This is a genomic window from Allobosea sp. P4_E12 (assembly GCF_056401655.1).
In genome coordinates this window covers 53880-67343 of the sequence record NZ_JBFUIY010000005.1, presented here as the reverse complement: position 1 = coordinate 67343, position 13464 = coordinate 53880, and the positions used below count along the sequence as shown (strand labels likewise).

Sequence of the window (13464 nt, the reverse complement as noted above, 5' to 3'; positions counted from 1 at the left end):
TCTCGGACGCGGTTCAGTTGGCAACGCGGGCGGTGACGCCCGCGGTACCGTAGACGTCGGCGGGTGTGCAGATCGCCGTGACGAAGGGGCGCGGCGGCATCGGCTGCCCGCCCCGGCGCACGCTCTTGTCGTATTCGAGCGCCATCACGGTCGAGATCCCCTCCCTGCCGCCGCCGCCCTTGGCATCCATCGCCATCATGTCGCGCGTGCACATCTTGGCGCGATCGACGCACATGTTGAGGACCGCCTGGAACAGGTCCGGTGCGACATCGCGGAACTGCCGCGTCGACTCGCGCTCGCTTGGGCGTTCCAGCACCAGATATTCCTCGCGTCCGAGTGGCCCGCCCTTTTCGCGCGCGGCTCGGGTCCAGGCCTCGAAGCCCTGGCGGTCGACGCCGCGGAAACGGAAGCGCATGTCGGAGAAGCCGGCGCCGCTGTAATTGGCCGAGAAGCCCTCGAAATCGCCGGGATGATTGATCACGGCGTTGAGTTTCGTCTGCATGCCCGGCATGGCGTAGATCTGCCCCGCCAGCGCCGGAATGAAGAGGGAATTCATGACGGTGGAGGACGTGATCCGGAATTCGATCGGCTGGTCGACCGGCGCCACGACCTCATTGAGCGAGGCGATGCCCTGCTCCGGGTAGAGGAACAGCCACTTCCAGTCGAGCGCCACCACCTGGATGACCAACGGCCCTTGCGGTGGCGCGTTCTCGCTCATCCTCGCAGCGGCAGCCGGCTTCGCCGCGCTGATGCGCCCGAGCGGCCGGTAGGGGTCGAGCAGATGCGTGGCCATCCAGGTGATCGCACCGATGACGATAATGATCAGCAACGGAACCGCCCAGATCACCACCTCGAGCGGCAGCGAATGGTGCCAGTCGGGGTCATAGGTCGCGTTGGCCGAAGCGCGGTAGCGCCAGGCGAAGAACACCGTCAGCGCCATCACCGGCACGATGATCAGGAGCATCAGCGCCGTGGAGGTCAGCAGCAGGTTTCGCTGCTGCACGGCAACATCGCCGGACGGTGCCAAGAGCACCATCTGGCAGCCGCCGAGCATCGCGAAAACAGGCAGAACCGTTAGAAATCGAAGGATCCGCAAGAGACTCGAGACCTCCCTGCCGCCGGAACAACCTTCTCTATGCCCATTCCTTCGCATCACCCATCAGACAATCTGTCCCATTGCGAAGGTTTGACGGGTATCTGCGATCCACCGTATCCATTTGCATGAGGTGCGGGCAAGCCCGTACGATCCGACCCGCCCGATAACGAGGGGTTCCCGGTCATGAGCGCTGAGGCAGCGAACCATACATCGGGCCACCTGACGGACGAGCACGGGCGCGACCATGTCTCGCCCGGCGAGATCGCGATCGGCGTGATCATCGGCCGGACTTCCGAATATTTCGACTTCTTCGTCTTCGGTCTCGGCTGCGTTCTGGTCTTTCCCGAGCTGGTGTTCCCCTTCGCCGACCGGCTGACCGCGACGCTCTATGCCTTCGCGATCTTCGCGCTGGCTTTCATAACCCGCCCGATCGGCACAGTGCTGTTCATGGCGATCGACCGTCGCCACGGCCGCGCGGCCAAGCTTACCGTTGCGCTCTTCCTCCTCGGTGGCGCGACGGCCGCCATCGCCTTCCTGCCCGGCTATGCCACGATCGGCATCTGGTCCGGCATCATTCTCGCGATCTTCCGGCTCCTGCAGGGCATCGCGCTCGGCGGAGCCTGGGATGGGCTCTCCTCCCTGCTCGCCCTCAACGCGCCCGCCGGCCGCCGCGGCTGGTACGCCATGCTGCCACAGCTCGGTGCTCCGCTTGGCTTCATCCTTGCCGCCGGGCTGTTCGCCTATTTCGAAGGCTCGCTGTCGCGGGAAGATTTCCTCGACTGGGGTTGGCGCTACCCCTTCTTCGTCGCGCTGACGATCAATGTCGTGGCGTTGTTCGCGCGGCTGCGGATGGTCGCAACCCACGAGTTCGCCCAGCTCATGGAAACCCGCGAGCTCATGCCCATGCCGGTCCTTGAACTGGTCAGGGCGCGCGGCAGCACCCTCATCCTCGGCGCCTTCGTGCCACTGGCGAGCTTCGCGCTGTTCCACCTCGTCACCATCTTCCCGGTGAGCTGGATCAACCTCTTCACCGAACGTTCGGTTTCGGAATTCCTGATGGTGCAGGCGGCCGGCGCCGTGGTTGGCTTCGGCGCGATCGTCACCTCCGGTTTGATCGCCGACCAGATCGGCCGCCGCAACACGCTCCTTGTGTCTGGCGGAATGATCGCGCTCTTCAGCCTGTCGAGCATCATCGCCCCCCTGCTCTTCGGCGACAGCCTGGCCGGGCAGACGATCTACGTGATCATCGGCTTTGGCCTGCTTGGGCTCTCCTACGGCCAGACTGCCGGCGCCGTGGCCTCGAGCTTCGGCACCCAGTACCGCTATACCGGCGCAGCGCTGACCTCGGATCTTGCCTGGCTGCTCGGCGCGGGCTTCGCGCCACTCGTGGCGCTGACCGTGTCCAGCCAATTCGGGCTCGCCTGGGTTGGCGTCTATCTGCTCTCGGGCGCGCTCTGCACGCTCGCGGCACTAGGGATCGATCGGCGGCTCGAGGGGCGTTACGGCTGAACCACCCGCAACCCGCAAGCGATGATATGCGTCCGCGCCGAGCCTGAGGCGGTGGAAGAGGCTGAAATGGTCCGAAGTCAGCGGCCGCTCAGCGCCTACGGCTAACGCGTCGCACGCCGTGTTGCGCGCACCACGGTGGGAGCCGTGACCGCCCCCGCAGCGCCCCCAACGACCGCACCGACCGGACCACCGACAAGTGCGCCCGTTCCCGCTCCGGCAGCGGCACCGCCGATCCTCTGCTGGGTCGTGTTGCAGGCGCTCGCCGCCAATGCGGTGAGTAGCAATAGCGTCATCACTGAAGCCTTCATCGCGCGTCCTCCTGGTTGCGCAACGTCCTTGAACGGCAGCTGTTCCCCTGCCGTGGACCGATCGGGTGGCAATCTCTTCGGCTTCGCCCCCAAAACGGATCGCAGCATCTGAGCAGTGACGGTGCCGCATCATGCTCAGTCCATTGCGCCCGGTCGTTCGTCGGATCTCACGCTGAGCCACGCCGCTTCGAATTGGCGCGCAGTCGCCAGCGCTTGGCAGCGGCGCTGCCTTGCGGTCGACAAGGAGCGGCAACAACCACCCTGCTCACGGGGAATGCTCAGCAGGCGATCGAGAGACTGGATGCACGACGATTCGGCCCAGCAGGCCCCGCGATAGGCGCGTGGGGTCAAATGGGCCATGATCGCGCGAACCGCGCCGAAATCATGGGACGACCGGGCACATGACCGACACGCGGCCGGATCGATCGCTGGCAGAACGACACGCGTTGGCGAAGATCGACCACCCCATGGCCTTCGGCCGAGTGCAGAGCGCTGAATCGTGCTTGAATGAAAGCTTACAAATGGCCCTGAAAACGAACCGTAAGCAGTGCTCCTGAGAAGGAGCCAAAAATGGCGCGCCCGAAAGGATTCGAACCTCTGACCCTCAGATTCGTAGTCTGATGCTCTATCCAGCTGAGCTACGGGCGCGTATCAGGTGGCTCGGCCGTGGCCGCGTCGATCTGATGTGGCGGGAATAACCGCAACGCTTCGGCTTGGCAACCCCCGTCTTCCCGGAAATCTGACATTCCCGGGGATGAGGGGGCAAGCGCGCCAAAAACGCGCGGGATGCTCAGTCTTCGCGCAAGCCACCCCCGCCAATTGCGGCAACCTCGGCGCTTTCCTGTCGCGCTTGCTTCGCGGCGCGATTCTTCGGCAATTTCTCGGCAATGCCATAGAGCTGTTCGCGCCGGTCCATCTCGCGCCAGACATCCGCGGGCGCGATACCGATCTCGCTCCAGAGCACGACGAGATTGTAGATCAGGTCGGCGCTCTCGAGGATCACCCGCTCGCGGTCGGCCTGGACCGCTTCCAGCCCGACCTCCACCGCCTCCTCGGCCAGCTTCTTGGCCATCTTCGGCAGCCCCTCGCCGATGAGCTTGGCGGTGCGCGAAAAGGCCGGGTCGCGCGTGCGCGCGGCAAGGACCGCAGTGTGAAGCTTGAAAACCGAATCAACCATATCGCGAGCCTCACCCCCTCATGTGAGCATTTCGTGACAGGGAGCATCAGGCAGCACGCAGCGCGAATCACTCCCCAGGAAATGGTAGAGCAAATCGCAGGGCGCGAAATGTTTGTTTCACGCCGAGACGAACTTGGAATGATCAGTCCGCAGCGAAGGGAGCGAAGGACCGGACCACGTCGCGATAGACGGCCTGCTTGAACGGAATGATCAGATCGGGCGTCTCTTCCAGCCGTGCCCAGCGCCAGGCCTCGAACTCTGCCTTGTGACCTCCTGCCGGGTGCAGGATATCGATCTCGCTGTCGGGACCGTCGAGGCGGAAGGCGAACCATTTCTGGGCCTGGCCGCGCCAGCGACCCTTCCAGGCCTGTTGGCCGATATCCACGGGAAGATCATAGCTCAGCCAGACGGGCACCTCCGCCAGCAGCGAGACGGAGGTGACATTGGTTTCCTCCTGCAGCTCACGCAGCGCCGCCTGATAGGGCGTCTCGCCGGGATCGATGCCACCTTGCGGCATCTGCCAGGCGAAGCCCGGCGCAACATGCTCGCGCTTGGTCTTGTCCGCCCGGCGCCCGACGAAGACGAGCCCGTCGCGGTTGAACAAGGCCAGCCCGACGCAGGGGCGATAGCCGGGAGGCGGCTCGGTCATTTCAGGGACCCTGTTGTGGAGGGATTGCGCAGTCCGCGGGCTGCGCTGACCGGCACGATGACGAGGCCCTTGGCCTCCAGAGATTTGGCCCAGCGGGCAATGCGCTCGATCGAGACCGGCAGCGCGCTCGCCGCGCCGATCGCCACACCCTGTTCGCGCGCCTGAGTCTCAAGCCGCTGCAGCTGCTGGTCGATCGCATCGGCGCGGGTGACCGTATCGATCACCCTGTCGACCTTGAGTGCCGGAATCTGCGCCCGCGCTGCCGCGCTCGCGAGCTGGCTGCGCGAGGACGAGCCGTCGTCGAGGACCATCAGCCCGCGACCGGCGATCTCGCGCAGGACCGGCGACAGGGCGTTCTCATCCGCCGTCAGCCGGCCACCGAGGAAATTGACGATGCCGACATAGCCGGTGAAGCGACCCAGCACCCAATGCAGCCGATCGAGATTCTCCGCGGCCTTGGGGCCCGAGAGCAGGGTATGCGGCCCGGGATCGTTGTCGGGATAGTCGAACGGTTCCATCGGCACCTGCAGGAAGACCTCATGGCCGTCGCCACGAGCCCGCTGCACGACGCGCTCCAGCTCGACTCCATAAGGCGCGAAGGCCAGCGAAACCGCGCCAGGCAGCTGCGTGATCGCATCTGCCGTACCATTCTGGCTGATGCCCAGCCCGCCGACGAGAAGCGCAATGCGGCCCGCCGGCTTGGTCTCAGGCGCCGGACCTAACGGGCGGGCATAGACCTGCATCGGTGTCGCGCCGTCCGGCGCCACCTTCGGCAGAAGGCCGAACCGGCTGCGTTCGACCAGCCGGCTGTCGGGAGCCGGCGCGAGCTTGACCTCGCCGCTATCGGGAATCGTGATGACGATCGCACCGGGGGCCTCTGCCCCGGGGCGCACGACGGTCACCCCTGATTCGATTTCAAGCTGGCGCGCTGTGGATTGGGAGCGCGGATCTGTGACATTCGGTTCGGCGGCAGGTGCGGCCGCGATTTCCCTTGAAGGCTGCCTGATCTCGATCGCGGCAGTCGCCATCGGCTCGCCACCGTCGGGATCGCGCCGGAACAGCAGGATGGCAATCACCGCAAGTGCCGCGCAGCCCATCGCCCCGCTCAGGGCAAGCGACAGCCAGCGCGCCCACGGTTTGCCGTGGCGCACCGGGCGACCCTGCCCCAAGGGCCGATCGAGCTCGGTAAGCGGCGTTCCGGCCAAGGGCAGCCGTCCTCAGCTGTTCGAATCGGACCCGAATCAGCGGCCCGCACGCCTAGTCTTGGCGCGTGCGGGGCCAGCAGTCGAGAGCGCCGGAGAACGGCGCTCTCCTCCCAGTCGGATGGAGATCAGTTCGGCTTGGCGGGCTCTGGGGTCGGAACCGGGCCGGCGACGTCCTTCTTGACACCCCGCAACAGATTCAGCGCGGCAAGAAGCTGCGTATCCTTGGCCGGGTCATTCGGCACATAGGAAGCCGAACCCGACTGCTCATCCTTGCCGTCGCCCGACTTGAGATGGCCCTTCAGGGATGCCTCGCCCTTGTTGTCCGTCAGCTTGTCCTTGAGCTCTGGCGGAATTTCCTGGACGACCTCGATATCCGGCGTGATGCCCTTGGCCTGGATCGAATTGCCCGATGGCGTGTAGTAGCGCGCCGTGGTCAGGCGCAGGCCGCCATTCGAGCCGAGCGGGATCACGGTCTGCACCGAGCCCTTGCCGAACGAGCGCGTGCCCATCACGGTTGCGCGCTTGTGATCCTGCAGGGCGCCGGCAACGATCTCGGCCGCCGAGGCCGAAGAGCCGTTGATCAGAACCACGACCGGCTTGCCCTTGGTCAGGTCGCCCGACTTGGCGTTGAAGACCTGGGTCTCCTCGGCATTGCGACCGCGCGTCGAGACGATCTTGCCGCGCTCCAGGAACGCGTCCGACACCAGCACCGACTGGTCGAGCCTGCCACCGCGATTATTGCGCAGATCGATCACATAGCCCTTGATCTTGTCGACACCGATCTCGGCATTGACCTTGTCGAGCGCCTTGCGCAGGCCCTCATAGGTCTGCTCGCTGAAAGTGCCGATGCGGATATAGCCGACATCGCCCTCAACCCGCTCCTCGACCGCCGGGACGACGATGGTGGAACGCGTCAGGGTGAACTCCAGCGGATCCGGCTTGCCCGGGCGCTCGATCTTGAGCTTGACCTGCGTGTTGATGATGCCGCGCATCTTCTCCACGGCCTGGGTCAGGCTCAGGCCTTTCACCTGGTCACCATCGATCTCCCTGATGATGTCGTTGGCGAGGATGCCGGCCTTGGAGGCGGGCGTGTCGCGAATCGGCTTGGCGACCTTGAGGACGCCGTCCTCCATCGTGACCTCTATGCCGAGGCCGCCGAACTGGCCGCGCATGTCCGTGTCCATGTCACGGAAGCTCTTGGCGTCGAGATAGGCCGAATGCGGATCGAGCGAGGAGACCATGCCGTTGATCGCGGCCTCGATCAGCTTCTGCTCGTCGGGCTTCTCGACATAGTCGGTGCGAATCTTCTCGAAGATGTCACCGAACAGGTTGAGGCTACGATAGACCTCGGCCGAGGCCGCGACCGCGCTGGTCGAGGACAGCAGGTGGGTCTGCGTCGCCAGACTGGTAAGGCCCGCGCCAACGATTGCGCCGGCGAGAACGAGGGAGACCTTGCGCATCATCCGCGAACCTTTTCGCTTTGCGATTTCGTCCACCACGGTGCCGGGTCGATCGAAACGCCGTCTTTTCTGAACTCAATATAGAGAACCGGTTCCCCAGTCCCCGAACCTACGATCGTCGCGGCAGCTTCCGACGTTTGACCCATCATCGCAACCGGTTCCCCGGCAAGGACGAATTGGTTCAGCGACACGTCGATCCGCTGCATGCCGGCCAAGAGCAAATAGTACCCCCCACCCGCGTTCAGGATCAAGAGTTGCCCGAAGGAGCGGAACGGCCCAGCGTAAACAACCCAAGCGTCGGAAGGCGCCGAAACTAGGGCATTAGGGCGGGTTGTCAGTGAAATTCCGCGCGTCGTGCCGCCAACGCCGTCATTGTCACCAAAACCACGCAATTGTGATCCGGCAGCGGGCAGCGGCAGCATGCCGCGAGCTTCCGCGAAAGCGATCTTCGGCGCAAGCCGGGCGGGGTCCTTGAAAGCGAGCGCCGCCATGCGTTGCCGCTGCTCGCGGGTCTCGGCCTCCAGAGCCTGGCGCGCCGCTTCCGCGGCGCGATTCGCGACGGAGATTTCCTTCTCGATGCGCTCGACGAAATCGCGCAGACCCTTCGCCTGCGCCGCAAGCTCTCCGCTCATCCCGCGCTGCGCCTCGATATCCTTGGCGGCGCTGGCCTCGCGCTCGCGCCTGGCGTCGATCAGCGAAGCAAGGCGCTGGCGCTCGCCCGCGAGCGTTTCCAGCTCACCGGTCATCGCCTTGCGCTCTTCCGCGATCCCGCCGCGCAACCGCACCAACTCGCCGAGATCTGTGCTGAGGATCTCGATCTCCTGGCGCAGATCGGGCACCACAGCGCCGAGCAGCATCGAGGCGCGCACCGCCTCCAGGATATCCTCCGGCCGCACCAGAACGGCCGGCGGCGGCCGGCGGCCGATCCGCTGGAGCGCGGCCAGGACTTCGCCGATCAAGCCGCGGCGGCCCTCGAGGGAACGCCGGATCGCGGTTTCGCTGGTCTGCAGAAGCGCCAGCCGCTCCTCGATCGCGCCAATACGACGTTCGACCCCCTGGGTACGGGTCGTCGTCTCGAGCAGCGCCTTGTTGAGACCGGCCCGATCGGCCCGGATCGTGGCGATCTCAGCCTCCAGCTTGGCTCGCGCCTCGGCATTGCCGGCCAGCCGTTCCTCGATCGCCTTCAACTCGGCTTCGCGGGCCTGTTTCTCCACCTGTTTCTGCGCGATTTCGGGCGCCACGCGATCCGGATCGGGCCCCGGCTCCTGAGCGTTGACCGCCAGATGACCGAGACCGAGCGCGAGCCATAGCAAAGCGGCGCTGCCGAGGCGGCGCGAACTGGCTCGAATCACTGATGCGGCGGACGTCATGCGCGATGATAGGGATGTCCGGCGATAATCGTCATGGCCCTGTAGAGCTGCTCCAACGCAAGCACGCGCACGAGCTGATGCGGCAATGTCAGGGCCCCGAAGGCCAGCGTCAGATCAGCACGATCCCGAATGGTCTCATCCAGCCCGTCCGCACCGCCGATCACGAGGCTCGCGGTGCCCGTACCGGCGTCTCGCGAGGCCGCGATCCTGCCGGCGAAGGCATCGCTCGTCAGGCTCCTGCCACGCTCGTCAAGTGCAATCAGCAGCCCCGGCGAGAGCTTTGAAAGGATCGCGGCAGCCTCATCGCGCTTGCGCTCTTCAGGCCGCCGCGCCCGGCTTTCAGGCAGCTCCGTGACATCGGGCCCAGTCAGACCAAGGCTGCGCCCGAGACCATGGCTACGTTCGCGGTAGCGCTCGCAGAGGTCCCGTTCCGGCCCGTCCTTGAGCCGGCCGACGGTGATGATGGCGAGCCGCACCGGAAATCAGGATCAGCCGACGAGCCGCTCATTCGGGCGGTCGGCGCCCCACATCTTTTCCAGATTGTAGAACTGGCGCACTTCCGGCCGGAAGACATGGACGATGAGATCGCCCGTATCGATCAGCACCCAGTCGCAGGCAGGCATGCCCTCGACCTTCGGCGTCGGCAGTCCCGTCTTCTTGAAGGCCTCGACGAGGCTGTCGGCAATCGAGGCGACATGGCGGTTCACGCGCCCTGACGCGATGATCATCGCGTCAGCCAGCGAAGTCTTGCCAACCAGATCGATAACGGTGATGTCCTCGGCCTTCATATCTTCGAGAACATGGATTGCGAGGGCCACGCTGTCGGCGGACGGGTTTCCGGGGACAGCAGCCTGGGGAAGCGGCTTCGGCTCGGCTTCACCAAGGGTTTGACGGTTCAGTTCCGTATCCTCACATGACGACGCGCTCTCAGCGCGACGATCCTAAATTAAGCGATATGAGGTCGAAATTCAATCGCGACCAGCCAACTGGCGCAAATAGGTCGAGGACAGCTCGGAGCGCCGGCCATGCAGGAACACCCAGGCGGGGGGCTCCAGCAGCGGCAGGGCGGCAGCGGCATTCTCGGAAACCCGCCAGCGCGACAGCCAGTTGGCGGCCGGCGAAGCCACCGCGCGATGCGTCGATCCCGGGCGGTCGATCACGGCGATGGGCATCATCCGGGCAATGGCTCGCCACTCGTTCCAGCGGTGGAAACCCGCAAGATTGTCGGACCCCATGATCCAGACGAAGCGGACGCCAGGGCAGCGCAATTTGAGGGCGCGCAGGGTATCGGCGGTATAGCGGGTGCGCAGGCTCGCCTCGACCCCGGTGACATGGATGCGGGCGTGATCGGCAAGCTCTTGCGCCGTCGCAATGCGTTCGCCGAGCGATGGCAGGGCCGCATTGTCCTTGAGCGGATTGCCCGGGGTGACCAGCCACCAGACGCGGTCGAGCTGCAGCCGACGCAGCGCCGTCAGGCTCGCCATGCGGTGACCGTCATGTGCCGGGTTGAAGCTCCCGCCGAACAAGCCGATCCGAAGGCCCGGTGCATGGGGCGGCAGGCGCAGATCCTCTGCCCTCACGGCCGGATCTGGCCGCTGCCATGAACCCGGTATTTGAAGGAGCAGAGCTGCTCGACACCGACCGGCCCGCGCGCATGCATACGCCCCGTCGCGATGCCGATCTCGGCGCCGAAGCCGAACTCGCCGCCATCGGCAAACTGGGTCGAGGCATTATGGACGACGATGGCTGAATCGACCTCGGCCAGGAAGCGCTGCGCCGCCGCCTCGTCGGCAGTCACGATTGCATCTGTATGGTGCGAACCGTAGCGCTCGATATGCGCGATCGCCGCATCAAGCCCGTCGACCACCTTCACCGCAATGATCCGGTCCAGATATTCGGTTGCCCAGTCCGCCTCGGTTGCAGGCGTCACCTGCGGATTGGCCGCCTGTGCGGCGACATCGCCACGAACCGCGCAACCGGCCTCGACCAGCATCCTGAGGAGCGGCTGCAAATGGGTTGCAGCACAGGCGGCATCGACCAGTAGGCTCTCGGCCGCGCCGCAGACGCCGGTACGGCGCAGCTTTGCGTTCAGCACGATCGCCTTGGCCATGTCGAGATCGGCGGCTCCATGGATATAGACATGACAGTTGCCGTCGAGATGCGCGAAGACCGGCACACGCGCATCGCTCTGGACACGGGCGACCAGGCTCTTGCCGCCGCGCGGCACGACGACATCGACGGCACCGCCGAGCCCCGCCAGAATCTCGCCAACCGCTGCGCGGTCACGTGTCGGCACCAGCTGGATCGCGTCGCCCGGCAACCCTGCAGTTTCCAGTCCCTGGCGGAGCGCTGCAGCAATCTCGGTCGAGGTGCGGAAACTATCCGAGCCGGCGCGCAGGATCGCGGCATTGCCGCTCTTCAGGCAAAGCGCGCCGGCATCGGCGGTGACATTCGGGCGGCTTTCGAAGATCACCGCGATCACGCCAAGCGGTGTCGCCACGCGCTCGAAGGCAAGGCCATTGGGCTGGGTCCATTTGGCGAGCGCGCGACCGACGGGGTCGGGCAACAGGGCGATGCCCGCCACCGCTTCGGCAACCGCCGCCAACCGGGCCTCGTCCAGCATCAGACGGTCGATGAAGGCGGCGTTCTGGCCGGCGCCGCGCGCCTCATCGAGGTCTCGCGCATTGGCGGCGAGGATCGCCGGCGCACGCTCGCGCAGGGCCTCGGCCATCGCCATCAGCGCCGCGTTGCGCTGCTCAGCCGACGCAAGCGCGACCAGCCGCGCAGCAGCGCGGGCCTGCCGGCCTAGCCCATGCATGACCGTGCCGATTTCCTCTTGGCCATCGCTTGCAGAAACCACGCGCAGCGCGCCTTCGCCAGTCATCGTCAACTCACCCGTTTCCTTGAGCCCGGCGACCTTAGCCGACACCGAGCGCCATGTCGTCACGGTGGATCATCTCGGCGCGCCCGGGATAGCCGAGGATCGCCTCGATATCGCGCGAGGCCTTGCCGAGCACGAGCCCCGCCTCCCCCGCATCATAGGCCACCAGCCCCCGTCCGAGCACCCGCCCATCCGGATCACGGATGAGCACGGCATCGCCACGCGCGAATTCACCCTCGATCCGGCTGACGCCGACAGGCAGCAGGCTCGCTCCACCGCGCAAGGCACGAGCGGCCCCTGCATCGACATACAGGGTGCCGCGCGGCTCGAGCGAGCCAGCAATCCAGGTCTTGCGCGCCGTCGCAGGCGTCGAAGCCGAGAGAAACCAGGTGCAGCGCCCGCCAGCCACGATCGCACTGAGCGGGTTCTTCGTCCGCCCATCGGCGATCAGCATATGAGTGCCGCCCGCCGCCGCGATCTTGCCCGCCTCGATCTTGGTGCGCATCCCGCCGCGGGAGAGTTCGGACGCTGCTCCGCCCGCCATGGCCTCGATCTCCGGCGTGATCAGCTCGACCAGCGGGATATGGCGCGCAGCCGGGTCCCGCGCCGGCGGCGCCGTGTAGAGCCCATCGATATCGGAGAACAGCACCAGCAGGTCGGCGCCCGCCATGGTCGCGACACGCGCGGCGAGGCGGTCATTGTCGCCATAGCGGATTTCGGTCGTCGCGACCGTATCATTCTCGTTGATCACCGGAATCGCGCGCAGATCGAGCAGGCGGCCAAGCGTGGCGCGCGCATTGAGATAGCGGCGGCGCTCTTCGGTATCCGCCAGCGTCAGCAGGATCTGTCCGGCGGTCAGCCCGTGATGTCCCAGCGCCTCGGACCATGTCCGCGCCAGCGCGATCTGCCCGACGGCCGCAGCCGCCTGGCTTTCTTCCAGTCGCAGCGGACCGCTCGGAAGTCTGAGCACGGTCCGGCCGAGCGCAATTGCCCCCGACGAGACGACAAGCACATCGGCGCCGCGCAAGTGCAGTTCGGCGAGATCCTCAGCGAGCGCGGCGAGCCAGGCCTGGCGCAGCCGGCCGCGCTCGCGGTCGACCAGCAGGGCCGAACCGACCTTGACCACGATGCGGCGGAACTGACTCAGCGACGGCGTGTTCACGGAGAAGACCAGGATCGAGTAACGGAAGCGAGGATTGCCTGTTGGCGAAAACCCGACACTTGTAAAGCGCGCCGCCGCCCGTTCGGCTATGCATGCCCATGCAAAAGCATGCCTGAACCCCGGCAATTGCATTGACATTCACTGTTCGAGAGGCCATATGGCGGCCGTCGATATTCGGCCGAACGCCGCGGTCCTGCGCATGTCAATGTGCCCGCCGACGACCTTCCCCGCTCAGATCGAACAACCGGCGCGCGGCCTTCTGGTGCGCTTCAACATGACGCTGCGAAGATTTCGCTGGATCTCGGGCCCGGGTTCAGCGCGATGTTTTCGCATTTCGAATGAAGGAAACCAGGATGCAGGTTCTCGTCCGCGACAATAACGTCGACCAGGCGCTGCGAGTGCTTAAGAAGAAATTGCAGCGCGAAGGCGTTTTTCGTGAGATGAAGCGCCGCTCAGCTTATGAGAAGCCATCCGAGCAGCGCGCCCGCGAAAAGGCCGATGCCGTTCGCCGTGCCCGCAAGGCCGCTCGCAAGCAGGCTCAGCGCGAAGGTCTCATCGCCGCGCCGAAGCCCAAGGCGAAGCCGACCCGCGCCGCAGGCGCAGCGCCTGCGCGCTGATTACAATACACATCCGGCCAGTTCTGGATT

The 13464-nt window shown here is 65.7% G+C and carries 14 protein-coding genes and 1 tRNA gene; 2 read left to right on the top strand and 13 right to left on the bottom strand.

From position 1 onward, the window contains the following. Positions 1-13: 13 nt before the first annotated feature. Positions 14-1153, bottom strand: coding sequence for a ubiquinol oxidase subunit II (cyoA, locus tag AC1DW9_RS07610; protein ID WP_441505618.1), 1140 nt, complete (start codon positions 1151-1153; stop codon positions 14-16). 126 nt (positions 1154-1279) lie between these two features. Here cyoA and AC1DW9_RS07605 point away from each other — a divergent pair, with 126 nt between their 5' ends. Continuing rightward, on the top strand, positions 1280-2605 hold the full coding sequence (locus AC1DW9_RS07605; protein ID WP_441505619.1) for an MFS transporter: 1326 nt from the start codon (positions 1280-1282) through the stop codon (positions 2603-2605). 101 nt (positions 2606-2706) lie between these two features. On the opposite strand, the gene AC1DW9_RS07600 is transcribed toward AC1DW9_RS07605, so the two are convergent. From AC1DW9_RS07600 to proB, 12 genes are all read right to left on the bottom strand, one after another. Next, positions 2707-2913 (bottom strand): hypothetical protein, encoded by a 207-nt coding sequence (locus AC1DW9_RS07600; RefSeq protein WP_441492172.1) that lies wholly within the window; start codon positions 2911-2913, stop codon positions 2707-2709. 571 nt (positions 2914-3484) lie between these two features. Then, positions 3485-3561, bottom strand: a tRNA-Arg gene (locus AC1DW9_RS07595). 142 nt (positions 3562-3703) lie between these two features. Next, positions 3704-4090 (bottom strand): phosphoribosyl-ATP diphosphatase, encoded by a 387-nt coding sequence (gene hisE / locus AC1DW9_RS07590; RefSeq protein WP_476770380.1) that lies wholly within the window; start codon positions 4088-4090, stop codon positions 3704-3706. Positions 4091-4232: 142 nt separating this feature from the next. Beyond that, a complete protein-coding gene (locus tag AC1DW9_RS07585; protein ID WP_441492174.1) occupies positions 4233-4739 on the bottom strand; it encodes an RNA pyrophosphohydrolase in 507 nt (168 codons plus the stop codon). Then, positions 4736-5944 carry a divergent polysaccharide deacetylase family protein gene (locus tag AC1DW9_RS07580; protein WP_476775275.1) on the bottom strand — a complete coding sequence of 403 codons (1209 nt, stop codon included), beginning with the start codon at positions 5942-5944 and terminating at the stop codon, positions 4736-4738. The genes AC1DW9_RS07585 and AC1DW9_RS07580 overlap by 4 nt, the downstream gene beginning before the upstream one ends. Before the next feature lie 125 nt (positions 5945-6069). Further along, entirely contained in the window at positions 6070-7404 is a 1335-nt protein-coding gene (locus AC1DW9_RS07575; protein ID WP_441492176.1) for a S41 family peptidase, read from the bottom strand. Next, positions 7404-8774 (bottom strand): murein hydrolase activator EnvC family protein, encoded by a 1371-nt coding sequence (locus AC1DW9_RS07570; RefSeq protein ID WP_441505622.1) that lies wholly within the window; start codon positions 8772-8774, stop codon positions 7404-7406. The genes AC1DW9_RS07575 and AC1DW9_RS07570 overlap by 1 nt, the downstream gene beginning before the upstream one ends. Further along, a complete protein-coding gene (rlmH, locus tag AC1DW9_RS07565; protein ID WP_441505623.1) occupies positions 8771-9250 on the bottom strand; it encodes a 23S rRNA (pseudouridine(1915)-N(3))-methyltransferase RlmH in 480 nt (159 codons plus the stop codon). The genes AC1DW9_RS07570 and rlmH overlap by 4 nt, the downstream gene beginning before the upstream one ends. Before the next feature lie 12 nt (positions 9251-9262). Then, entirely contained in the window at positions 9263-9592 is a 330-nt protein-coding gene (rsfS, locus tag AC1DW9_RS07560; protein ID WP_441477524.1) for a ribosome silencing factor, read from the bottom strand. A gap of 150 nt (positions 9593-9742) precedes the next feature. Continuing rightward, a complete protein-coding gene (locus AC1DW9_RS07555; protein WP_441492179.1) occupies positions 9743-10354 on the bottom strand; it encodes a nicotinate-nucleotide adenylyltransferase in 612 nt (203 codons plus the stop codon). Beyond that, positions 10351-11592 (bottom strand): glutamate-5-semialdehyde dehydrogenase, encoded by a 1242-nt coding sequence (locus AC1DW9_RS07550; RefSeq protein ID WP_476775377.1) that lies wholly within the window; start codon positions 11590-11592, stop codon positions 10351-10353. Before AC1DW9_RS07550 ends, AC1DW9_RS07555 begins: the two co-directional genes overlap by 4 nt. Before the next feature lie 100 nt (positions 11593-11692). Beyond that, a complete protein-coding gene (proB, locus tag AC1DW9_RS07545) occupies positions 11693-12817 on the bottom strand; it encodes a glutamate 5-kinase (protein WP_441505624.1) in 1125 nt (374 codons plus the stop codon). A 353-nt stretch (positions 12818-13170) separates the two neighbouring features. Here proB and rpsU point away from each other — a divergent pair, with 353 nt between their 5' ends. Then, positions 13171-13434, top strand: a complete 264-nt coding sequence (rpsU, locus tag AC1DW9_RS07540) for a 30S ribosomal protein S21 (protein ID WP_069882405.1) — start codon at positions 13171-13173, stop codon at positions 13432-13434. Positions 13435-13464 lie beyond the last annotated feature (30 nt).

What these genes read in the sequence shown, in the direction of transcription:
- cyoA (WP_441505618.1), bottom strand. Translation starts at nt 1,153, where the DNA reads ATGCGAAGGAATGGGCATAGAGAAGGTTGTTCCGGCGGCAGGGAGGTC.
- AC1DW9_RS07605 (WP_441505619.1), top strand. Translation starts at nt 1,280, where the DNA reads ATGAGCGCTGAGGCAGCGAACCATACATCGGGCCACCTGACGGACGAG.
- AC1DW9_RS07600 (WP_441492172.1), bottom strand. Translation starts at nt 2,913, where the DNA reads ATGAAGGCTTCAGTGATGACGCTATTGCTACTCACCGCATTGGCGGCG.
- hisE (WP_476770380.1), bottom strand. Translation starts at nt 4,090, where the DNA reads ATGGTTGATTCGGTTTTCAAGCTTCACACTGCGGTCCTTGCCGCGCGC.
- AC1DW9_RS07585 (WP_441492174.1), bottom strand. Translation starts at nt 4,739, where the DNA reads ATGACCGAGCCGCCTCCCGGCTATCGCCCCTGCGTCGGGCTGGCCTTG.
- AC1DW9_RS07575 (WP_441492176.1), bottom strand. Translation starts at nt 7,404, where the DNA reads ATGCGCAAGGTCTCCCTCGTTCTCGCCGGCGCAATCGTTGGCGCGGGC.
- AC1DW9_RS07570 (WP_441505622.1), bottom strand. Translation starts at nt 8,774, where the DNA reads ATGACGTCCGCCGCATCAGTGATTCGAGCCAGTTCGCGCCGCCTCGGC.
- AC1DW9_RS07550 (WP_476775377.1), bottom strand. Translation starts at nt 11,592, where the DNA reads ATGCATGGGCTAGGCCGGCAGGCCCGCGCTGCTGCGCGGCTGGTCGCG.
- rpsU (WP_069882405.1), top strand. Translation starts at nt 13,171, where the DNA reads ATGCAGGTTCTCGTCCGCGACAATAACGTCGACCAGGCGCTGCGAGTG.